Source organism: Magnetospirillum sp. ME-1 (assembly GCF_002105535.1).
Lineage (GTDB): Bacteria > Pseudomonadota > Alphaproteobacteria > Rhodospirillales > Magnetospirillaceae > Phaeospirillum.
In genome coordinates, this window is record NZ_CP015848.1 from 3,059,282 (window position 1) to 3,080,521 (window position 21,240).

At 69.8% G+C, this 21,240-nt stretch carries 18 protein-coding genes; 8 read left to right on the plus strand and 10 right to left on the minus strand.

From position 1 onward, the window contains the following. Positions 1-5: 5 nt before the first annotated feature. On the plus strand, positions 6-1,412 hold the full coding sequence (locus WV31_RS14440; RefSeq protein WP_085374229.1) for a sensor histidine kinase: 1,407 nt from the start codon (positions 6-8) through the stop codon (positions 1,410-1,412). Here WV31_RS14440 and WV31_RS14445 read toward each other — a convergent pair. Together WV31_RS14445 and WV31_RS14450 are read right to left on the minus strand one after the other, a co-directional pair. Beyond that, positions 1,381-2,583, minus strand: coding sequence for a multidrug effflux MFS transporter (locus tag WV31_RS14445; protein ID WP_335645132.1), 1,203 nt, complete (start codon positions 2,581-2,583; stop codon positions 1,381-1,383). The two genes, WV31_RS14440 and WV31_RS14445, sit on opposite strands and share 32 nt — an antisense overlap. Before the next feature lie 150 nt (positions 2,584-2,733). Continuing rightward, positions 2,734-3,438 (minus strand): M48 family metallopeptidase, encoded by a 705-nt coding sequence (locus WV31_RS14450; RefSeq protein ID WP_085374230.1) that lies wholly within the window; start codon positions 3,436-3,438, stop codon positions 2,734-2,736. 85 nt (positions 3,439-3,523) lie between these two features. On the opposite strand from WV31_RS14450, the gene WV31_RS14455 reads away from it, so the two are divergent. Beyond that, positions 3,524-4,972, plus strand: coding sequence for a cobyric acid synthase (locus WV31_RS14455; protein WP_168185952.1), 1,449 nt, complete (start codon positions 3,524-3,526; stop codon positions 4,970-4,972). Here WV31_RS14455 and cbiB read toward each other — a convergent pair. After that, positions 4,961-5,956 carry an adenosylcobinamide-phosphate synthase CbiB gene (cbiB, locus tag WV31_RS14460; protein WP_085374231.1) on the minus strand — a complete coding sequence of 332 codons (996 nt, stop codon included), beginning with the start codon at positions 5,954-5,956 and terminating at the stop codon, positions 4,961-4,963. The genes WV31_RS14455 and cbiB overlap by 12 nt on opposite strands. Before the next feature lie 146 nt (positions 5,957-6,102). Between cbiB and WV31_RS14465 the strand changes: the two genes are divergently transcribed. The 6 genes from WV31_RS14465 (at position 6,103) to WV31_RS14490 (ending at position 13,035) form a co-directional block, all read left to right on the plus strand. Then, entirely contained in the window at positions 6,103-7,089 is a 987-nt protein-coding gene (locus WV31_RS14465) for a sirohydrochlorin chelatase (protein ID WP_085374232.1), read from the plus strand. A gap of 9 nt (positions 7,090-7,098) precedes the next feature. Next, entirely contained in the window at positions 7,099-7,716 is a 618-nt protein-coding gene (locus WV31_RS14470; protein WP_085374233.1) for a precorrin-8X methylmutase, read from the plus strand. A gap of 133 nt (positions 7,717-7,849) precedes the next feature. Beyond that, entirely contained in the window at positions 7,850-9,025 is a 1,176-nt protein-coding gene (cbiE, locus tag WV31_RS14475; protein WP_085374234.1) for a precorrin-6y C5,15-methyltransferase (decarboxylating) subunit CbiE, read from the plus strand. Further along, on the plus strand, positions 9,022-9,720 hold the full coding sequence (cobI, locus tag WV31_RS14480) for a precorrin-2 C(20)-methyltransferase (protein WP_085374235.1): 699 nt from the start codon (positions 9,022-9,024) through the stop codon (positions 9,718-9,720). Before cbiE ends, cobI begins: the two co-directional genes overlap by 4 nt. Further along, positions 9,711-11,504 (plus strand): precorrin-3B C(17)-methyltransferase, encoded by a 1,794-nt coding sequence (cobJ, locus tag WV31_RS14485; protein ID WP_085374236.1) that lies wholly within the window; start codon positions 9,711-9,713, stop codon positions 11,502-11,504. The genes cobI and cobJ overlap by 10 nt, the downstream gene beginning before the upstream one ends. A gap of 73 nt (positions 11,505-11,577) precedes the next feature. Next, positions 11,578-13,035 carry a M48 family metalloprotease gene (locus tag WV31_RS14490; protein WP_085374237.1) on the plus strand — a complete coding sequence of 486 codons (1,458 nt, stop codon included), beginning with the start codon at positions 11,578-11,580 and terminating at the stop codon, positions 13,033-13,035. On the opposite strand, the gene WV31_RS14495 is transcribed toward WV31_RS14490, so the two are convergent. The 7 genes from WV31_RS14495 to WV31_RS14525 form a co-directional block, all read right to left on the minus strand. Next, positions 13,028-13,540, minus strand: coding sequence for an RNA pyrophosphohydrolase (locus WV31_RS14495; protein ID WP_085374238.1), 513 nt, complete (start codon positions 13,538-13,540; stop codon positions 13,028-13,030). The two genes, WV31_RS14490 and WV31_RS14495, sit on opposite strands and share 8 nt — an antisense overlap. Next, complete coding sequence (locus tag WV31_RS14500; protein WP_085374239.1) at positions 13,537-14,961, minus strand: divergent polysaccharide deacetylase family protein; 1,425 nt, start codon at positions 14,959-14,961, stop codon at positions 13,537-13,539. The genes WV31_RS14495 and WV31_RS14500 overlap by 4 nt, the downstream gene beginning before the upstream one ends. 21 nt (positions 14,962-14,982) lie before the next feature. Then, positions 14,983-16,356, minus strand: coding sequence for a S41 family peptidase (locus WV31_RS14505; protein ID WP_085374240.1), 1,374 nt, complete (start codon positions 16,354-16,356; stop codon positions 14,983-14,985). Beyond that, entirely contained in the window at positions 16,353-17,870 is a 1,518-nt protein-coding gene (locus tag WV31_RS14510; protein WP_237051304.1) for a murein hydrolase activator EnvC family protein, read from the minus strand. Before WV31_RS14510 ends, WV31_RS14505 begins: the two co-directional genes overlap by 4 nt. Beyond that, positions 17,857-19,419 (minus strand): 2,3-bisphosphoglycerate-independent phosphoglycerate mutase, encoded by a 1,563-nt coding sequence (gpmI, locus tag WV31_RS14515; protein WP_085374241.1) that lies wholly within the window; start codon positions 19,417-19,419, stop codon positions 17,857-17,859. Before gpmI ends, WV31_RS14510 begins: the two co-directional genes overlap by 14 nt. Positions 19,420-19,494: 75 nt before the next feature. Continuing rightward, positions 19,495-20,490, minus strand: a complete 996-nt coding sequence (locus WV31_RS14520; RefSeq protein ID WP_085374242.1) for a hypothetical protein — start codon at positions 20,488-20,490, stop codon at positions 19,495-19,497. 26 nt (positions 20,491-20,516) lie between these two features. Continuing rightward, positions 20,517-21,107 carry a DUF6624 domain-containing protein gene (locus WV31_RS14525; RefSeq protein ID WP_085374243.1) on the minus strand — a complete coding sequence of 197 codons (591 nt, stop codon included), beginning with the start codon at positions 21,105-21,107 and terminating at the stop codon, positions 20,517-20,519. Between the last annotated feature and the right edge of the window lie 133 nt (positions 21,108-21,240).

Below are 21,240 nucleotides of genomic sequence, written 5' to 3' on the forward strand. Positions count from 1 at the left end.
CGGTCGTGAACCGGGGGACGGTCACCGGCGGCCGCGTCCTGCTGTTCGCCCTGTTCCTGTCCAGCCCCACCGCCATCATGCTGGTGGTGCTGGCCGGGGCGGGGCGTCTGGACGTGTGGCCGGCGCTGGGCACCTGGGTGGTGGTGACCTCGCTGCTGCTGCCCCTGGTGCGCTCGCATCTGGGCGAGCTGTCGGGGCTGGCCAATTGGGTGCGCAGTCTGGCCCATGGCGGCGACATCGCCAGCGCTCCGGCCAAGGACGGGGTGGCGCTGGCCGAGATCGCGGCGTCCGTGGCGGCGCTGCGCCGGCTGTGGCAGCAGCGCTCCAACGAACTGGCCGAGACGGCGCGCTGGAACGCCTCTTTGCTGGAGAACCTGCCGGACCCGCTGCTGCTGCTGGATTCGGCCCGCCGGGTGGTCCGCGCCAACCGGGCCGCCACCCGCCTGTTCGGCCGCGATCCGGCGGGGGCCGATCTCGCCGCCGTGCTGCGCGACCCGGGCGTCACCGAGGCGGTGCAGGCGGTGCTGTCGGGGGCGGCGGCGTCGCGCGACTGCGAATTCACCCAGGCCATTCCGGTGGAGCGCACCTTCGCCGCCCGCGTCGACCGCCTGGACGGCCAGCCCGCCTTCGAGGCGGCCATCGCGCTGCTCACCCTGCACGAGCTGACCGCCATCCGGGCCATGGAGCGCATGCGCGCCGATTTCGTCGCCAATGCCAGTCACGAGCTGAGGACGCCGCTGGCGGCGCTGTCCGGCTTCATCGAGACGTTGCAGGGCCCGGCCCGGGATGACGAGGAGGCGCGCGAGAAGTTCCTCGGCATCATGGCCGAGCAATCGGGCCGTATGAGCCGGCTGGTGGCCGATCTTCTGTCGCTGTCGCGCATCGAGCTGAACGAGCACTCTGCGCCCAGCGAGACGGTGGACCTTGCCCGGCTGGTCACCAGCGCCGCCGAGGCGCTGAAACCCCTGGCCAATCCGCGCGGCATGGAGCTGGCGCTCGACATCGCGCCGGACCTGCCCCAGGTGACCGGCCAGCCCGACGAACTGGCCCAGCTGCTGCAGAACCTGATGGACAATGCCGTCAAGTACGGCAATGACGGCACCTCGGTCGAGGTGACCCTGGCCCTGGCCGAGACCCTGCCGCCGGGGGCCGGCGCCGCCTTGCGTTCGGGGCCGGTGGTGCGCCTGGCGGTCCGGGACCACGGCGAGGGCATCGCGCCGGAGCATCTGCCCCGCCTCACCGAGCGCTTCTACCGGGTGGACACGGCGCGCTCGCGCAAGATGGGCGGCACCGGGCTGGGGCTGGCCATCGTCAAGCACATCGTCAACCGCCATCGCGGCCTGCTCACCATCGACAGCCGGGTGGGCGAGGGGACGACCTTCACCGTCTGGCTGCCGGCCGCGCTACCTTGAGATAGACCAGCAGCGAGACCAACCCCATCACCGCCATCATGGCGGCCAGCGGCCGGGCCGAGCCGTCGTAGAGCGCGCCCACCAGCCAGCCGGCCGAGGCGCCGCCGCCCATCTGGATGAAGCCCATGGCCGACGAGGCCGCACCCGCCATGCTCGGAAAAGGGGCGATGGCCCCGGCGGTGGCGTTGGGCAGCACCAGGGCGCAGGAGGCGAAGAAGGCCATCACCGAGCCCATGATCAGGGCGATGCCCTCCAGCCCGCCCGGCCTGGCCACACCCGACCACACCAGCCCGGCCAGGACAAAGCCCGCCAGGGTGCAGCCGATGGTGCCGGCGAACACCATGCGCTCGATGCCGAAGCGATGGGTCAGCCTGGCGCCGGCGAAGCCGCCCACCAGATAGCCCCCCGAGGCGAAGGCGAAGGCCAGGCCGAACTGGCTGGGCTGCATGCCCATGACGTCGATCAGCACGAAGCTCGACGCCGAGATGAAGCTGAACAGCCCGCCGAACGCCGCCGTCATGGTCAGCACATAGCCGAGGAACAGGCGGTGGGTCAGCAACTGGCGGTAATTCTCGGCCATGCGACCCAAATCCAGGGCCTGCGGGTCCTTGTGGGCGTTGGTTTCGGCCAGCATCCGCCAGACCATCACCAGCAGGCCCACGCCGAATAGGGCCAGCAGCACGAAATTGGAGCGCCAGCCGAACGCCGTGTGGAACCAGCCGCCGATGGTGGGCGCCACCAAAGGCGCAAGGGCCATGGCGCTGGCCATGTAGCTCATCACCTTGGCCGCCTGCTCGCGGGCGAACAGGTCGCGCACCACGGCGCGGCCCAGAACGGGGCCGCAGCAGGCGCCCACCGCCTGGAAGAACCGTCCGACGATCAGCGCCTCGATGCTGGGGGCGAAGACGCAGTAAATGCTGGCCGTCACATAGATGACGATGCCGCTGAGAATCAGCGGACGCCGGCCGAAACGGTCGGACAGCGGCCCGTAGACCAGCTGCATCACCGCGAAGCCGCCGACGAAGGCCGACAGCGTCATCTGCACCATGGGGGTGGTGGTGGCGAGGTCGCGGGCCATGTCGGGCAGCGAGGCGAGGTAGAGATCGGTGCAGACCGGCCCGAAGGCCACCAGCAGGGTCAACAGCACCGCGATCCGTCGCGATGGGGTCACATTACTCAACAGCGCCCCCTGCAAAACGCGTCATCCCGACGACCATCGGGAGGAGGGATCCCGTCCTGCTCCGGCCTTTGCGAAATGGAACCGGCATTCCAGGCGGAGATTCCTCGCATGCGCTCGGAATGACAACGGGGACGGGTGGCATCACGCCGCTCCCCCGTAACGGTGCAATTGCGGTCCATGGCGTTTCAGCCAGGACCGCGGCGTTTCGATATCGCCCACTAATCCCTCGACCAGGGCCCAAAACTCAGGGCCATGGTTCATCTCGGCCAGATGGGCCACCTCGTGGGCGGCGACGTAGCGGCCGACGAAATCGGGCGCCATCACCAGCCGCCAGGAATAGGACAGATCGCCCCGGGTGGTGCAGCTGCCCCAGCGCGACGTGGTGTCACGCACCGCGACCCGGCCGACCTTGCGCCCCAGGCGGGCGGCCAGGTCGCGGGAATGGTGGGCCATCACCACCCGGGCCTCGCCCCGCAGGAACTCCTCCACCCGGCGGGGCAGATGCTCGGCGCGGCCCGAGACGTGGATCACCCCTTCCTCCGCCCACACGCCGCGGCGGGCCTGGGGCTCGTGGCGGATGGCATGGGCCAGTCCCAGCAGCGGCACCTCGGCCCCGTGGGCGAAGGGGATGGCGCCCGGCATCACCGCCAGCCGGCTGGCGATCCAGTCGCTCTGGCGCTGGGCGAAGCGCTCGGCTTCCCGCTCCGGGACGCCGTCGGGCAGCACCACCACCACCGATCCCCCGGTGGGGTCGAGCCGCAAACTCATGTTGCGCGCCCGGCCCGACCGCTTGACGGTGACGGGCAGCGAGCGCCCGTCGAGGTGGAGGCGAAACGCGTTAGCCATGGCCCGTCATATCGTGCCGGGCGGGGCGGAGACAACCCTCGGTCTCGCCTTGCCCCCATGCGCATGGTCTGCGACAGTCGCCCCCATGAGCAAGACACCCGCCCTGATGCTGCAAGGCACCGGCTCCGACGTGGGCAAATCGCTGCTGGCCGCCGGGCTGTGCCGGCTGTTCGCCCGCAGGGGCATGCGCGCCCTGCCGTTCAAGCCGCAGAACATGTCCAACAACGCCGCCGTCACGGCCGACGGCGGCGAGATCGGCCGCGCCCAGGCGCTGCAGGCCAGGGCGGCGGGGGTGGAGCCCTGCTCCGACATGAACCCGGTGCTGTTGAAGCCGCAAAGCGACGTGGGCTCACAGGTGGTGGTCCAAGGCAAAGTGGTGGCCAACGCCACGGCGCGCGACTACCACGCGCTGAAACCCACCCTGCTGCCCCGGGTGCTGGAAAGCTACGCCCGCCTCGCCGCGCGGGCCGACGTCATGGTGGTGGAAGGGGCCGGCAGCGCGGCCGAGGTGAATTTGCGCGCCGCCGACATCGCCAATATGGGCTTCGCCGAGGCCGCCGATCTGCCCGTCGTGCTGGTGGCCGACATCGACCGGGGCGGCGTGATCGCCAGCGTCGTCGGCACCTGGGCCATCCTGCCCGACGCCGAACGGGCGAGACTGAAGGGCTACGTCATCAACCGCTTTCGCGGCGACCCGGCCCTGTTCACCCCGGCGCTCGGCATCATCCGGGACAAGACCGGGCTGGAGTGTCTGGGCGTCGTTCCCTGGTTCGCCGAGGCCGCCCGCCTGCCCGCCGAGGATTCAGCTTCACTCGGCAAGGGGCGTGCCGGGGGCGGTGGTTTGAAGATCGCGGTGCCGCGCCTGTCGCGCATCGCCAATTTCGACGATTTCGATCCGCTGGCCGCCGAGCCGGGCGTCAGCCTCGACATGGTGGAACCGGGCCGTCCGCTTCCCCTCGATTGCGACCTCATCATCCTGCCCGGCTCGAAATCCACCATCGCCGATCTGGATTTCTTAAGGGCGCAAGGCTGGGACATCGACATCCTGGCCCATGCGCGGCGCGGCGGCCGGGTGCTGGGCATCTGCGCCGGCTTCCAGATGCTGGGCCGGACCGTCGCCGATCCCCTGGGCGTCGAAGGCCCGGCGGGCGGTGTGGCCGCCGGTCTCGGCCTGCTCGACGTGGAGACCGTCATGGAAGGGGACAAGGTGCTCTGCCGCGCCTGTGGCTCCGATGCATCGGGTCATGCGGTCGAAGGCTACGAGATGCATATGGGCCGCACCACCGGCCCCGACACGGCGCGCCCCTTCCTTTCCCTGGAAGGACGCCCCGACGGCGCGGTCTCGGCGGATGGGCGGATCATGGGCTGCTACCTGCACGGCCTGTTCGCCGCCGATTCCTTCCGCGCCGCCCTGCTGGGCTCCGATAGCGGGCTGGAATACGAACCCATGGTGGACGCCGTGCTCGAGCGTCTCGCCGACCATCTGGAAACCCATCTGGACATGGGGCGGATCAGGGCGCTGTCAGGCCTGTAGCCACAGCAGGAAGATCACCAGACCGGCCTGGATCAGGCAGGCGACGGTATAGAGGTGCAGCGCCCGGTGGATGTCGGAGATTTCCGCCCGCGCCCTTCCCGATCCGATCCACTTCTCGTTCACCACCAGGCCGGGATACTTGCGCGGGCCGCCCAGGGCCAGGTCCAGGGCGCCGGCGGCGGCCGCCTCGGGCCAGCCGGAATTGGGCGAGCGGTGGTGGCCCGAATCCCGCAGCATGGTGACCAGGGCGCTCCACGGACGGCCCTTAGGGATAAAGGGCGCGGCCAGGACCAGCAGCAATCCGGCGAGGCGGGCGGGAACGAGATTCAGCAGGTCGTCAAGCCGCGCCGAGGCCATGCCGAACTCCCGGTACTTGTCGTTCAGGTGGCCGATCATGGAATCGGCGGTGTTGACCGTCTTGTAGAGGATCAGGCCGGGCAGGCCGAGCAGCGCGTACCAGAACACCGGCGCCACCACGCCATCGGCGAAATTCTCGGCCAGGCTCTCGATGGCGGCGCGGACCACGCCGTGGGAGTCGAGGCTTTGCGGATCGCGGCCGACGATGCGCGACACGGCGTAGCGCCCGGCTTCCAGCCCGCTGTCCTTCAGGGCCACCGCCACGTCGTGCACATGCTCGAACAGCGAGCGCTGGGCGATCAGGGTGGCGGCGACGAAGACTTCGAACAGCCAGGCATGGGGCAGGGTGCGGGCCAGGAACGCGATCACCGCGCCCACCGCCAGCGCCCCCAGGGCCAGGCCCAGTGCCACCAGGATTCCCCGGCGGCGGCGGTCGGACTCCGAGCGCTCCGGCCGGTTGAGGCGGTGGTCGAGCTCGCCGATGAAACGGCCGATCAGCACCACCGGATGAGGCAACAGGCGAAACAGCGGCCCCATCTCGCCCAGCGCCGCGTCCAGGGCGATGGCCATGAACAGCAGCATCATGCCGTCGGGGGCGTGGGTCGATTGGGTGAACAGCGGAAACATGGCCGCCAGGATGGGCGGGCGGCATGGGGCTCGTCAACCGGCATGATTTGGCTGGAATCGCTCGGCGCGTCGCGCCTATAGTCCGCCTTCAAACCGGCCGGAGGCATGGACCAGCCGGGCGGCTCGAAGGCAAGGACCAGGGCGAGATGAGCGAAAAGATCGGTGTGATGTTGTGCGGCCATGGCAGCCGCGACGTGGATGCCATCCGGGAATTCCAGGCGCTGGCCGGCCATCTGGCCCAAAGGCTGCCGCAATACGAGGTGGATTCGGGCTTTCTCGAATTCGCCAAGCCCATCATCCGCACCGGCCTCGATGCCTTGAAGGCCAAGGGCGTGTCGCGCATCCTGGCGGTGCCGGGCATGCTGTTCGCCGCCGGCCACGTCAAGAACGACCTGCCGTGGGAGATCAACTCCTTCGCCGCCGAGAATCCCGGTCTGCCCATCACCTTCGGGCGCGAACTGGCCATCGACACCAAGCTGCTGGCTGCCGCCCGCGCCCGCATCGAGGAGGCCGAGGCCGCCTCGGCCACGGGCGTCGAGCGCAAGGACACCTTGCTGCTGGTGGTGGGGCGCGGCACCAACGACCCCGACGCCAATTCCAATATCGCCAAGGTGGCGCGCATGCTGTGGGAAGGCATGGGCTTCGGCTGGGCCGAGATCGCCTTTTCCGGCGTGGCCTATCCCCTGGTGGACGAGGCTTTGGCGCGGGTGACCCGGCTGGGCTACAAGCGGGTCATCGTCTTCCCCTATTTCCTGTTCACCGGCATCCTGGTCAAGCGCATCTACGAGTGGACCGATCAGGCCGCCAGCGCCCATCCCGGCGTGGAATTCGTCAAGGCCCCCTATCTCAACGACCATCCCCTGGTGGTGGACAGCTTCGTCGAGCGGGTGGGCGAGATTCTTGACGGCTCGCCCGCCATGAACTGCTCCTTGTGCAAATACCGCGAACAGGTGGTGGGCTACGAGGCTTCGGTGGGCGCGGTGCAGGCCGGGCATCACCACCATGTGCGCGGCATCGGTACCGACGCCGATCATCACCATGACCATGGACACCACCATGACCACGGTCATGACCATGGACATCACCACGATCATGGTCACGGGCACGCCTATCGTCCCCATCGCCACGGCTGAGGCCGCGCCGTGACCGCCTGGATCAGTGACCCCGCCGCCATCTACGCCGAAAGCTTCGCCACCATAAGGGCCGAGGCCGATCTGGGGCGCATGCCCGCCGATCTGGCCGATCTGGCGGTGCGCGTCATCCATGCCTGCGGCATGACCGACATCGCCGCCGATCTGGCGTGGAGCGGCGGCGCGGGGCTGGCCGGCGCCGGCGCCTTGAAATCGGGTGCGCCCATCCTGGTGGACGCCGAGATGGTGGCCCACGGCATCATCCGCCGCAATCTGCCCGCCGCCAACGACGTGGTCTGCACCCTGAACGAGGTCACCCAGGCCGACGCCAAGGCGGCCGGGACCACCCGCTCGGCGCTGGCGGTGGAAAAGTGGCTGCCTCGGCTGGAGGGCGCGGTGGTGGCCATCGGCAACGCGCCCACCGCCCTGTTCCGGCTGCTGGAACTGATCCAAGGCGGCGCGCCCCGTCCCGCTTTGATCCTGGGCTTCGCCGTCGGCTTCGTCGGCGCGGTGGAAAGCAAGGAGGCGCTCATCGCGTCGGGTCTTCCCCATGTGGCGCTGCGGGGCCGTCGCGGCGGCAGCGCCATGGCGGCCGCCGCGATCAACGCCCTGGCGGGGGGCTTGAAATGAGCTTTTCCGCCCTGTCATCCCGAGCATGGCGAGGGATCTCCGCTTGGCGCGGCGGCGCCAATATCGAAAAGCCGTGCCAGGATGAGATCCCTCCTCCCGTTGGTCGTCGGGATGACACGCTTTGGGGGCTGTCATGATCACCGTGGTCGGCATCGGCGAGGACGGTCTGGACGGGCTGTCGCCCGCCGCCCGCGCCGTGATCGGCGGGGCCGAGGTGCTGGTGGGCGGGTCGCGCCATCTGGCCATGGTGCCGGCAAATGGGGGCGAGCGGCTGGAATGGGCCTCGCCCTTCGCCGCCAGCCGTCCCTTGCTGGAGGCCAGGGCGGATAAGCGTCTGGTGGTGCTGGCCAGCGGCGAGCCCCTGTGGTTCGGGGCCGCCGCCACCCTGGCCGGCTGGTTCGGGGCCGGGGCCATCTCCGTCATCCCCCATCCCGGCGCCTTTTCCCTGGCGGCGGCCCGGCTGGGCTGGGCCATGCAGGATTGCCTGTTCCTCACCATTCACGGCCGTCCCATCGAGAACCTGCTGCTGCATCCGGCGCCGGGGCGCAAACTGCTGATCCTGGCCGAGGACCGCACCAGTCCGGCCCAGGTGGCGGCGCTGCTGGAGGCCCACGGTTACGGCCCCAGCCGGGTCTTGGTGCTGGAAAACCTGGGCGGGCCCGACGAGCGGATCACCGATGCGGCGGGGTGCGCCTCGGACCTCAACGTGGTGGCGGTGGAGTGCGTTGCCGAGCGCGGAGCCCGGCTGCTGTCTTCGGTTCCCGGCCTGCCCGACCATTCCTTCGAGCATGACGGCCAGCTGACCAAGCGCGACATCCGCGCCGCGACGCTGGCCGCCCTGGCGCCTTTGCCCGGACAGGTGCTGTGGGACGTGGGCGCAGGCTGCGGCTCCATCGCCATCGAGTGGATGCGGGCCGGCGGGCGCGCCGTGGCCATCGAAAGCAAGCCCGAGCGCCTGGAGCGCATCGCGCGCAACGCGGCCCGGCTCGGCGTTCCGGGCCTCGAGATCGTCGCCGGGCGGGCGCCTGACGCCCTGCCGCTGGATCGCGAGCCGCCCGACGCCATCTTCGTCGGCGGCGGCGTGTCCGAGGCCGGCCTTCTGGACATCTGCTGGTCGGTCCTGGGGCGCGGCGGGCGGCTGGTGGCCAATGCGGTGACCATGGAGGGCGAGGAAGCCCTGGTGGCCCTGTACGGCCTGCACGGCGGCGAGATGACCCGGATTTCCGTCTCCCACCTCGACCGGGTGGGCGGCTTCCACGCCTGGCATCCGGCCATGCCGGTCACCCGTTACGTGGGGTGGAAGACGTGACCGCCACCCTCTACGGCATCGGCATCGGCCCCGGCGACGCCGAGCTTCTGACGCTCAAGGCGGTACGCCTGATCCGTGAAACGCCGGTGCTGGCCTGGCCGGCGCCGCTGGACGGCGAGGGGCTGGCGCGCACCATCGCGGCGCCCCACATTCCGCCGGGCAAGGACGAGATCGCCATCCGCATGGGCTTCACCGTCGACCGGGCGGGGACCGAGGCCGCCTACGACCGGGCGGCGGACGCGATCGCCGCTCATCTGGACGCGGGGCGCGACGTGGCCGTGCTGTGCGAGGGCGACCCGTTCTTCTTCGGCTCGTTCATCTATCTGTTCGCCCGCCTGTCACCGCGCTTCGCGGTCGAGGTGGTGCCGGGCGTCTCCTCCATCATGGCGGCCAGCGCCGACCTTCATGCGCCGCTGTGCGCCTGGGACGACGGGGTGGCCATCATCCCCGCCACCCGGTCGGAAGCCGAGATCGAGGCGGCGCTGGCGGCAAGCGACGCCGCCGTGATCATGAAGATCGGACGCCACCTGCCCAAGGTCAAAGCCGTGCTGCGGCGCCTGGGCCTGTGGGAAAGCGCCCGCATCATCGAGCGGGTCGGCTTGCCGGGCCGCAGGGTCCACGATGTCGCCACCGTCACCGAGCTTCCCTATTTCTCCCTGATCCTGGTTCACCGCAGAGGAAACGCATGGCTTTGAACATCGCCCTGGTGGTGGTCACCCCCGCCGGTCTGGAAACCGCCCGCGCGCTTCAGGCCCTGCTGCCCGGCGCCTCCATTCACGGTCTGGTCGGCCGGGTGGAGGGCGAGGTGGGCTTCCAGGACACCAGCGCCCATCTGCGCGCCCTGTTCGCCGCCCGCACGCCCATCGTCGGCATCTGCGCCGCCGGCATCCTGATCCGCGCCCTGGGGCCGGTGCTGGGCGACAAGCTGGCCGAGCCGCCGGTCCTGGCGGTGGGAATCGACGGCTCGTCGGTGGTGCCGCTGCTGGGCGGCCATCACGGGGCCAACGCCCTGGCCCGCCAGATCGCCGAAGGGCTGGGCATCCGACCGGCGCTGACCACCGCCGGCGAACTGGCCCTGGGCGTGGCGCTGGACGATCCGCCGCCCGGCTGGAAGGTGGGCAATCCGGCGGCCGTGAAATCGGTGACCGCCGCCCTGCTGGCCGAGGAGGCGGTGGCGCTGGAGGTGGAATCCGGCGATGCCGATTGGCTGCGTGGCGTGCCTTTCGCCGAGGAAGCCGAATACGCCGTCCGCATTACCGACCGGTCGGTCGAGGCTGACGACCACGAACTGGTGCTGCATCCCCCCACCCTGGCGTTGGGGGTGGGCTGCGAGCGGGGCGCTCCGGCCGCCGAACTGATCCGTCTGGTCCGCGACGTGCTGGCCCAGGAGGCGCTGTCGCCCCAATCCATCGCCTGCGTCGCCAGCATCGATCTCAAGGCCGACGAGGCGGCGGTGCATGAACTGGCCGCCGATTTGGGCGTGCCCGCCCGCTTCTTCACGCCGGCCGAGCTGGAGGCCGAAGTCGGCCGTCTCGTCAATCCCTCCGAGGTGGTGTTCGCCGAGACCGGCTGCCACGGCGTGTCGGAAGGCGCCGCCCTGGCGGTTGCCGGTGGCGACGGCGTCCTGATCGTTCCCAAGGTCAAGGGGGCGCGCACCACCATGGCCCTGGCCCGCGCGCCGCACGCCATCGCGGCGGACGCCAAGGGCCGCGCGCGGGGCAGGCTGTTCGTGGTCGGCATCGGCCCCGGCACGCCGCAATGGCGCTCACCGGAGGCCTCGGCCGCCATCGAGGCCAGCAGCGATCTGGTGGGCTATGGCCTCTATCTCGACCTGCTGGGCCACGCGGCAACGGCCAAGGAGCGGCACGAAAGCGCGCTGGGCGCCGAGGAAGCCCGCGCCGCCAAGGCGCTGGATCTGGCCGCCGAGGGACGCACCGTCAGCCTGGTGTGTTCCGGCGATCCCGGCATCTACGCCCTGGCCACCCTGGTGTTCGAGCTGCTGGACCGCCGGAAGCGCGCCGACTGGAACCGGGTCGAGGTCACCGTGGTTCCCGGCATCTCGGCGCTGCAGGCGGCCGCCGCCCGGGCCGGTGCCCCGGTCAACCACGATTTCTGCACCATCTCGCTGTCCGATCTGCTGACGCCCTGGGAAAGCATCGAGACGCGGCTGAAGGCCGCCGCCATGGCCGATTTCGTGGTGTGCTTCTACAACCCCGTCTCGCAGCGCCGCCGCGACCAGCTGCCGCGGGCCCGCGACATCCTGCTTTCGGGCCGCGGTCCCGACACGCCCGTCATCCTGGCCCGCCAGTTGGGCCGTCCCGGCGAGACGGTGGACGTGATCCGCCTGGCCGATCTCGACGCCGACAAGGTGGACATGCTGACCATGGTGGTGGTGGGATCAAGCGAGACCCGCAGCTTCGCCGCCGGACAGAACACCTGGACCTATACGCCGCGCGGCTACGGCAAGAAGATGGTTTAAAGCGGGGGGTTTGTTGCCGCTCGCGATCGTCGTATTATTTCTTTCGTCACGGTCATAGCCGTCCGAGGGAAAAATGCGCCGCTCCGTCACTCTGCTTGCCGCCCTGCTGGCCTCGACCCTGCTCTCCTCGTGCCAGGTGACGCCGGGCACCGGCAAGACCAACTTCAACATGCTGTCCTCCGAGGACGAGCAGAAGATGGGCGCCGAGGCCCATCCCGACATCTTGAAGCAGTTCGGCGGCGCCTATGACGATCCCAAGATCCAGGCCTATGTGGCGGGCATCGGCAAACGTCTGGTCGGCAATACCGAAACCCCCAAGGACCCCTTCCGCTTCACCGTGCTGAACAGCAACGTGGTCAACGCCTTCGCCCTGCCGGGCGGCTATGTCTACGTGTCGCGCGGCCTGATGGCGCTGGCCGACGACGAGGCGGAGCTGGCCGGCGTGGTGGGTCACGAGATCGGCCACGTCACCGGGCGGCACACGGCGCTGCGCCACAGCCAGGCCATGGCCGCCAACGTCGCCACCGGCGTGCTGGGGGTGGTGGTCGGCGTGCTGACCGGCGTGTCGGGGGCGGGCGACATCGCCCAATTGGGCGCGGCCGCCTATCTTCAGGGCTATTCCCGCGACCAGGAGAGCGAGGCCGACCAGCTGGGCATCCGCTACATGGCGGTCAGCGGCTGGAATCCCGACAACATGGCCAGCTTCCTGGCCAAGCTGCGCGATCACGCCCGGCTCGAGGCGGTGCTGGCCGGGCGCTCCCCCGACGAGGTGGACGAGACCTCGCTGTTCGCCAGCCATCCCCGCACCATCGACCGTGTGCGCGATGCCGCCGCCGCCGTCAAGGCGGGCGACCACAAGGGCGCGGTGGGACGCGAGCAGTATCTCGCCCATCTGGAAGGCCTGCTGGTGGGCGACGATCCCGACGAGGGTGTGGTCCGGGGCCGCGTCTTCGCCCATGCCGGGCTGGGCATCCGCTACGAGGTGCCGGCCGGGTTTCGCCTGATCAACAGCCCCAAGGCGGTGATGGCGGCCCATTCCGACGGCTCGCTGATCCGCTTCGACATGGGGGCCGAGGCCCATGGCGACATGACCAATTACCTGCAGACCCAATGGGCCAAGGGGGCGCGGCTCTCAGGGATCGAGGCGCTGGAGATCAACGGCATGCCGGCGGCCACGGGGATGACCAAGCTCAGCACCAACAAGGGCACCATGGACGCCCGCCTGCTGGCGGTGAAGAACGGCAAGCAGACCTATCGCTTCCTCTATCTGACGCCGCCCAACCTGACCAGTGCCCACGCCCAGGAGTTCAAGACCTCGGGCCTGTCCCTCCGGAAGATGACCGAGGCGGAAAAGTCCGCCATGAAGCCCCTGAAGCTGAAGATCATCACCGCCAAGGCCGGCGACACGGTGGAGAAGCTGGCCGAGCAGCTGCCCTATGACGACCACAAGCTGGAGCGTTTCCGCGTGCTCAACGGCCTCGAGCCCAACGAGGCCATCAAGCCGGGCCAGAAGCTGAAGATGGTTATCTGAGGGGGAAGGTCCGCGCCACCGGCAGGAACTCGGCGACCACCTGATCGTAGAGGGCGCGCTTGAAGGGGATGATCAGCCCCGGCACCTCGTCCAGGTTCATCCAGCGCCAGCGCGCGAATTCCGGGTGCTCGGTCTCGAGATTGATGTCGGCATCGGTCCCGGTGAAGCGGGCGCAGAACCATTTCTGGGTCTGGCCGCGGAAACGGCCCTTCCAGCTTTTATCGGCGATCTCGGGCGGCAGGTCGTAGGAGATCCATCCCCGGCTTTCGGCGATGATCTCGGCCTTGTTCGTGCCGATTTCCTCTTCCATCTCGCGCAGCGCCGTGGCGCGCGGGTCCTCGCCCTCGTCGATGCCGCCCTGGGGGAACTGCCAGGCGGAGCCGGGCGTGTCGATGCGCTGGGCGACGAAGGCCAGCCCCTGGTCGTTCAGCAGCACCAGCCCGATGCCGGGGCGGTAGGGGCGCTGGTCGTAAGGCAGGAGGGGGGCCTTGTGCTTCTTGCTCATGACTTTCCGGGGGCGGGCGGGGGCTGGACCAGGGTGGAAACCGGCACGATCACCAGCTTCTGTCCGTCGAAATCGTTGAGCCAGGGCAGCAGCCGGTCGAAGGACAGCGGCCGGGGATTGATCACCACCAGGGCTTTGCCCTTGGTGCGCGCCGCGATGGAGACCTGATTGAGGCGCATCTCGATGGCTTCGCGGAACAGGTCGGCATCGGCCACCGCCGTCACCGGGGCGATGGCCGGAATGCGGTCGGCGGGCGCGGAACCCGGCCCCACGTAGAGCAGGCCGTGGTCGCGCAGCTTGCCCAGGGTCTGGACGATCTGTTCGCTGGCGGCGAACTTGTCGCCCAGGGAGATCACGCCGGTATAGCCGCCGGCCCGGGTCATCACCCCTTCCAGGCGGGCCAGATTGGTCTCGGGCGGCACCGCGTTGGTCATGCCCAGCGGGCCGGGATCGCGGGGCTGGGCGCCGCTGGACTCGGCGGGCAGCACCATCATCACCTCGTGGCCGTAATCGCGGGCCTTCTTCACCCATTTGTCCAGGCTCTGGGCATAGGGGCTGAAGGCCAGCGTCACCTCGGGTGGCAGCTTGGCGATGGCGGCTTCGGTGGCGTTCTTGTCCAGGCCCATGTCCATCACCACCACCGCCACCTTGCCGCGGTCGGCGGGGCCCGACCACGGGCGGGCATAGACCTGCCAGGGCTGTTTCCCATCGGGGCCGGGGGCGGGAATGTCGCCCAGCGCGGTCTTCTTCGCCAGTTCCTTGACCGGCGCGGCGGGCAGCGCCTTGACCTCGCCCTTCAAGGCCGGCAGGGCCTCGTAGCTGGGGGGCTTGTCGGCGTTGCGGGGATTGGGCTGGGTGGGGATGCCCGAGGAATCCACCGCCGGCGGCGGCTTGGGCGCGAAGGCCTTGGAGACCGGCGATTCCGGCTCGGCCACGTAATCACCGGGCGGCAGGGCCGCCATCTTCGTCTCGGGCTTCGTCTCGGGCTTGGCCTCGGCGGCGGCGGGCGGCGGCGCCTTTTCCGGCGCGATGGCCGGCGGCAGGGAATCGGGCGATGGCGTGTCGTCGGGGACCGCCTTCAGCATCTCGCCGGCGGGCTTTTCCGCGCCGGGCGCCACCGGCGGAGTCAGCAGGCCGCCCCCGGCCCCCGGCTTGGCCGTCTCGCCCCGTCCGGGCAGTTCGAAGGACAGCTTGGGCGGGTTCTCGCCCACATCCATCAGGCCGATCAGGTCGCGGGCCTGGTAGGCGGTGAACAGATAGGCCACACCGCCCAGCCCGCCGCCCGCCAGGAGAATTCCCAGGCCGATCAGGATCGGCTTGAGGTTCAGCGGCTTGCGTTCGGGCTTGATCTCCTCGACGACGATCTCGGGAACCGGCTCGTCGTCCAGTTCCTCGAGATCGAAGTGGGTGTCTGCGGCCATGGATGCGGACCCGTGCCCCGCTTACCGCTGGGCCGGGCGATAGAGCGACAGGCCGCGCAGCAGATCCAGGGCCCGGGCCAGCTGGTAGTCCTGGGCCGGGTCGCCCAGCTTGATGGGGGCCGGCGCCTCGGCCTTGCCGCCTTCACCCTTGGGCTCGGGGGCCTTGGACTCAGGCGCCGGGGCCTTGGGCTCGGCGGCGGGCTTGGGCTCCTTGGATTCGGGCTTGGCCTTGTCGCCGTTGGGATTGGGCAGGGCCTTGCGCAAGCTGGCCTCGGAGCGGCGCTCCACGGCGGCGCCGGCGATGGGCTCCACCTTGGATTGGGCGGCCTTGATGTCGGGCTCGATGCCCACCGCCTGGATGGAGCGGCCCGACGGCGTGTAGTAGCGGGCCGTGGTCAGGCGCAGCGAGCCGTGGCCGTGCAGGGGCATCAGGGTCTGCACCGAGCCCTTGCCGAACGAGCGGGTGCCCAGCAGCACGGCGCGCTTGTGGTCCTGCAGCGCGCCGGCGACGATTTCCGAGGCCGAGGCCGAACCGTCGTTGATCAGCACCACCAGCGGCAACCCGTCGGCGATGTCGCCGGGGCGCGCATTGAAGCGCTGGGTATCCTCGGGACGGCGCGAGCGGGTCGACACGATCTCGCCCTTGTCCAGGAAGTCGTCGGACACCGCCACCGCCTGGTCCAGCAGGCCGCCGGGATTGTTGCGCAGGTCGATGACGAAGCCGGTCGGCGTCTTGCCGATGTCCTTCTTCAGCTGACCCATGATGCGCACCAGATCGGCGTGGGTGGTGGCGCTGAACTGCGAGATGCGGATATAGCCGATATCGCCGTGGGTCTGGCCCTTGACGGTCTGCACCTTGATGACCGCGCGGGTCAGCTTGATGTCGAAGGGCTGCTCCACGCCCGAACGGCGCACGGTCAGCTTGATGTCGGTGTTGACGGTGCCGCGCATGCGGTCCACCGCTTCCGACAGCGACAGGCCCTGGACCGGCTCGCCGTCCAGGTGGGTGACGAAGTCGCCGGGCTGCATGCCGGCGCGGTAGGCCGGCGTGTCGTCGATGGGCGAGACCACCTTGACCCAGCCGTTCTCCATGGTCACTTCCAGGCCCAGCCCGCCGAACTCGCCACGGGTCTGGATGTCCATGTCCTTGGAGTTCTTGGGGTTGAGGTAGGCCGAGTGGGGGTCGAGCGAGGCCAGCATGCCGTTCAGGGCGGCCTCGATCAGCTCCTCGTCATTGACGGGTTCCACATACTCGCTGCGGACCTTTTCCAGCACTTCGCCGAACAGGTCGAGAAGCTTGTAGGTTTCCTTGCGCTCGGCGGCGGAAACGGGGGTGAGGGCGGTCGTCGACAGCAGGGCGAAGCTGCCCGCCGCGATCAGAATCTTGCGAATCATCCACTAGCCTTACTTTTTTGTGCCATGAGCCAAGGCAACGGGTTGACCGGCTGGCCATTGCGGCGCAGCTCTACATATAGGTTGGGCTTGCTGTCGTCCTGCCCCATGACGCCGACGGGCTCGCCCGTCAACAGCTTCTGGCCGACCGCGCAATCGATCTGCGCCATTCCCGCCAGCAGGGTATGATAGCCCTCGCTGTGTTCGATGATCAAGAGAAGGCCGTAACCCCTGAACGGACCAGCAAAAGCCACGTGTCCGTCATAGGGCGCGATCACTTGCGCCGCCTTGCGGGTGTTGATGGTGATGCCTTTGGAGACGTGGCCGACGTCGTTGGGCTGGCCGTAGGTTTCGACCACCCGGCCGCGGGCAGGATAGGGCAGCCGCCCCTGGGCCTGGCTGAACGGTCTGTCGTTTTTGACCGGGCGGGTGGCGGCGGCTTCGCGCGACGCCACCTCGGCCTCGTGGGCGGCCTTTTCGGCGGCCAGCTGCTTTTCCTTGGCCTCGGCCTGGGCCTTCAGCTCGGCTTCCTGGGCGGCCCTGGCGGCGGCCTCCTGGCGGGCTCTCGCCTCGGCGGCGGCCTGCTGGGCGGCCTTGCTGGCCTCCTCGTCGCGGGCCTTGGCTTCGGCCACGGCCTGCTGCGCCGCCTTTTGCGCCGCCAGCTCGGCGTCGCGGGCGGCTTTCTGGGCGGCCAGCTCGGCGTCGCGGGCGATGCGCCGCGCCGTGGCCTCGGTCTCGCGGGCCAGCTTTTCCGCGGCGGCCTTGGCGGCGGCCTCGGCCAGCCGGCGCTCGCGCTCCTGGTCCAGGCGCGACAGCAGATCGCGCAGATCCTCGGCCTGGCTGCCCAGATCCTGCAGACGGGCCTCGAGCGCGCGGCGTTCCTGCTCGGTGGCGTTCTGCACCTGGAACTTGCGTTCGAACATGTCCTTGATGCGGACATGCTCGCGCTCCAGCGAGCCCGTGGTGGTGGCGATCAGCTTGCGCTGCTCGCTGATTTCGGTGCGCAGCTTGGCGACGCCGTCGATCTCGACGCGCAGGTCGCGGGCCGATTGCTCGATCTGGGGCACGGCGGCGCGCAGCAGGATGGCCGAGCGCACGGTGTCGGCGGGGCTTTGCGGCTGGGCGATCAGGGCCTCGGTGGGGCGCCAGGCCAGGCGCTGGAGCGCGGTGAGCACGCCGACCATCTGGCGCGAGCGGCGCTCCAGCGCGTCCGAGCGGCTGACTTCCCGCTTGCGCAGGTCCTCCAGCTGGGTTTCCAGCTCGGACAGCAGGTCCTCGCTCTCCTGGGCGGCACGGGCGGCCTTGACCATGTCGGCACGCAGCCGCACCGTCTCGGCCGACAGTTCCTCGGCCTTGCGCCGCACGTCCTCGTGCGCGGCGCGCGAGCGCTCCAGCTGGCCTTCCAGTTCACGCAGGCGCTCGCCGGCATCCACCGGGCGGTCCCAGGTGGCGAAAGCGGGCGCCGCCCCGGCCAGGAGCAGCGCCGTTGCGAAGAGGGCTCCCTTAACCCGCCGCACGGAGGGTCTGGCGAAGCAGGGATTGCCCGCTCATCTCGGCCGGCTGGGCAAGACCCAGCAGGGCCAGCAGGGTGGGCGCCACGTCGGCCAGCCGGCCGTCGCCGATGGAGGTCACGCCGGCGGGCGGGGCGACCAGCACGGCGGGCACCGGGCCGGTGGTGTGGGCGGTATGGGGCTCGCCGGTGGCGGGGTCCTTCATCTGCTCGGCGTTGCCGTGGTCGGCGGTGACCAGCATGGTGCCGCCCGCCTTGGTCACGGCGGCCTCCAGCCTGCCTAGGCATGCGTCCACGGTCTGCGCCGCCGTGATGGCGGCCGTCATGAAGCCGGTATGGCCGACCATGTCGCCGTTGGCGTAGTTGACGACGATGACGTCGAAGGTGCCGGCCTCGATGGCGGCCACCAGTTTGTCGGTGACCTCGACCGCGCTCATCTCGGGCTGCAGGTCGTAGGTGGCGACCTTGGGGCTGGGAACCAGGATGCGCTCCTCGCCGGGATATACCGTTTCCTCGCCGCCGTTGAAGAAGAAGGTGACGTGGGCGTACTTCTCGGTCTCGGCGATGCGCAACTGGGTGAGGCCGGCGCGGCTCAACACCTCGCCCAGGATGTTGGACAGCGTCTCGGGCCCGAACAGGGTGTCGAGGAAGGCGTTCAAATCCTTGGAATACTCGGTGAGGCCCAGGCGGGCGGCGAACGCCACCTGGCGGGCGCGGGCGAAGCCGTCGAAGGCCGGGTTGACCAGGCAGTCGAGAATCTCGCGCGCCCGGTCGGCGCGGAAATTGCCCATCAGCAGGCCGTCGCCGTCCTTCATGCCCTGGTACGGGCCGATCACGGCGGGCAGCATGAACTCGTCGGTCTTGGACTCGGCATAGGAGGCGGCGATGGCCGCCAGCGGATCGGCGGCCGTCACGCCCTTGGCCTCGACCAGGGCGTTCCAGGCGAGCGAGACGCGGTCCCAGCGCTTGTCGCGGTCCATGGCGTAATAGCGGCCCGATACGGTGGCGACCTGGACATCATGGCCGGCGACGTCGGCCAGGAAGCGCTCCATGAAGCCCTTGGCGCTGGACGGCGGGGTGTCGCGGCCATCGAGGAAGGCGTGGACCTTCACGGGCACGCCGGCATCGGCGATGGTCCGCGCCAGGGCGGCCAGATGGTCCTGGTGGGAATGCACGCCGCCCGGGCTCAACAGCCCCATCAGGTGCATGGCGCCGCCCTTGGCCTTGACGGCGGCGATGGCCCTGGTCAGCACCGGATTGGCGGCCAGCGAGCCGTCGGCCACGGCGGCATCGATGCGCGGCAGGTCCTGCATCACCACCCGTCCGGCCCCCAGATTCATGTGGCCCACCTCGGAATTGCCCATCTGGCCATCGGGCAGTCCCACCTGCAGCCCCGAACTGTGCAGCAGGGCATGGGGATAGCGGCCGAGGAAGCGGTCCCAGTTTGGGGTGTCGGCCTGGGCGATGGCGTTGTCGGCGGCGTCTTCGCGCCAGCCCCAGCCGTCCAGGATGCACAGAACGACGGGACGGGGGCGGCGGGGGGCGGCGGAGGGCATGGTGTTCGAGCCTGTTATGACGAAGGTGGGGCGGCTGGCCCGCACCTTATACGTAATCGGCCTTTTCCGCCAGTTCTAGGCTGCGGGAAGCCTTTGCCGCAGGGGGGCGGGCAGCGTCGTGAGAACCAGGCGGCGCACGTGATGCCAGAAGGCCGACAGGCTGAGCAGCAGCGAGCCCACCACCAGGGCGGTGAGCGCGAAGGCCTCGGCCGAGGAACCGGCGGCCTCGAACAGGGTGGTGGCGGCGTACAGCACATAGGCCAGCGCCGAGACCAGCAGGGCCCGGCGGTCCACCGCCAGGGCGACGATGGCCAGCACCAGATAGACGGCCACCGCTCCGGCTGCGCCGGCCACGCCGCTGCCGCCGCCCAGGGCCGAGAACACCGGATGGACGATCATGGGCGCGGCGGCCAGATGCAGCCAGAACGCCACGTCGGACCGGCGGGTCTTGCGCGCCAGATCGCCGGCATCCCACTTGAGCGCCAGGGCGAACAGGGCCAGCCCGGCGACAAAGACCAGGGGCAGGACGAAATCGCGGAGCGCCGGAACCAGGGCGAGGCCGAGCGCCAGCAGGGCACCGGCGGCGCTTCCGGCTCCGGCGGCGATGGTGATGGGGACCATGAAGCGCTTCCAATGGCCCCAGGCGGCCAGGGCGGCGATGGCGGCCGAGGCGGCGACGCCGTAACCACCCCGGGCGAAGTCGTCCACCCCCACCACGCCCAGCCCGGCGGAGAACACCCCGTAGACGAAGGCCAGCAGCAAGGCGAGGCTGGGCAGGGCCATGCGGCGCTTGCGGGTGAAGTACTCGGCGAAGGCCCACGAGGCCACGGCCACCGAGGCGCCGCCAAGGATCGGGCTGATCTTGCCCGCCAGCCAGCCCAGCGCCGAGAGCAGCAGCACGGCGGCGATGGTGACGAAGATGTCGTTGAAGCTGGTGACGAGGCGCACGCTCTCCTCGTCCGCCTCGTGGGCCGACTGCCGCCGGGCGACGAAGGCGCGGAAGGCTGTCGCAGCATCGCGGCTGAGGATGCCTTCCCCTACGGCCGCGTCGAGATCGTCATCGGTGTACATGGGAGATCCCTTCGCCTTTTCTTTCCTTAGCGCCAGCCCACTTCGCGGGCCAGGGCTTCCAGCACCGAGGAGGAGGCTTCCCATTCCTCGGGCGGGGGCGCGCCGTCGGACTGGGCGGCGGCGCGCGCCGTGGCGATGGTTTCGGCCAAGGGGGCCAGACCCACGGCGGCGCGGCGGGCATCGACCTCGGCTTCGTCCTCGATGGGGAGCGGCGAGAGCTTGCCGTTCCGCCAGTCCAGCTGGGTGCCGAATTTCTGCGGGCGGCCTTCCAGCGCCCGGATGCGGTCTTCCAGCATGGCGGCGTGACGCCGGGGCACCTCGTCGCGGTTGGCGGCGGATTTCAGCAATCCTAAGCAGCGGCGCATGAAGCTGGGCCGCGATACGGCGTGCATGGACACCAGCCAGGCGGCCTCGGCTCCGTCGGGACCGGCGGCATCGGCGGTGGGCCAGCCCTCGTCGTCGACGATCAGTTCCAGCTCGCGGGCATTGGCTTCGTGCAGGCGGCGCAGTTGCGGCGGATACCCGCCCACCGGCTCGCCCGATTGCAGCAATTCATGGCGCAACGCCTGCTCGGCGTCCTTCAACGCCAGTAAGCGGTGGCGGAAATGTCCGGCCAAGGGCGGCGCTCCACAAGGGGTAAGACCAGTGCGACGCCCAGGCAGATATTCGATTTATGGGGCGAGATCAACAAATTGCTGGTCGCTACCATCCCATTGGCCGTCATGGCCGGGCTTGACCCGTCCATCCATG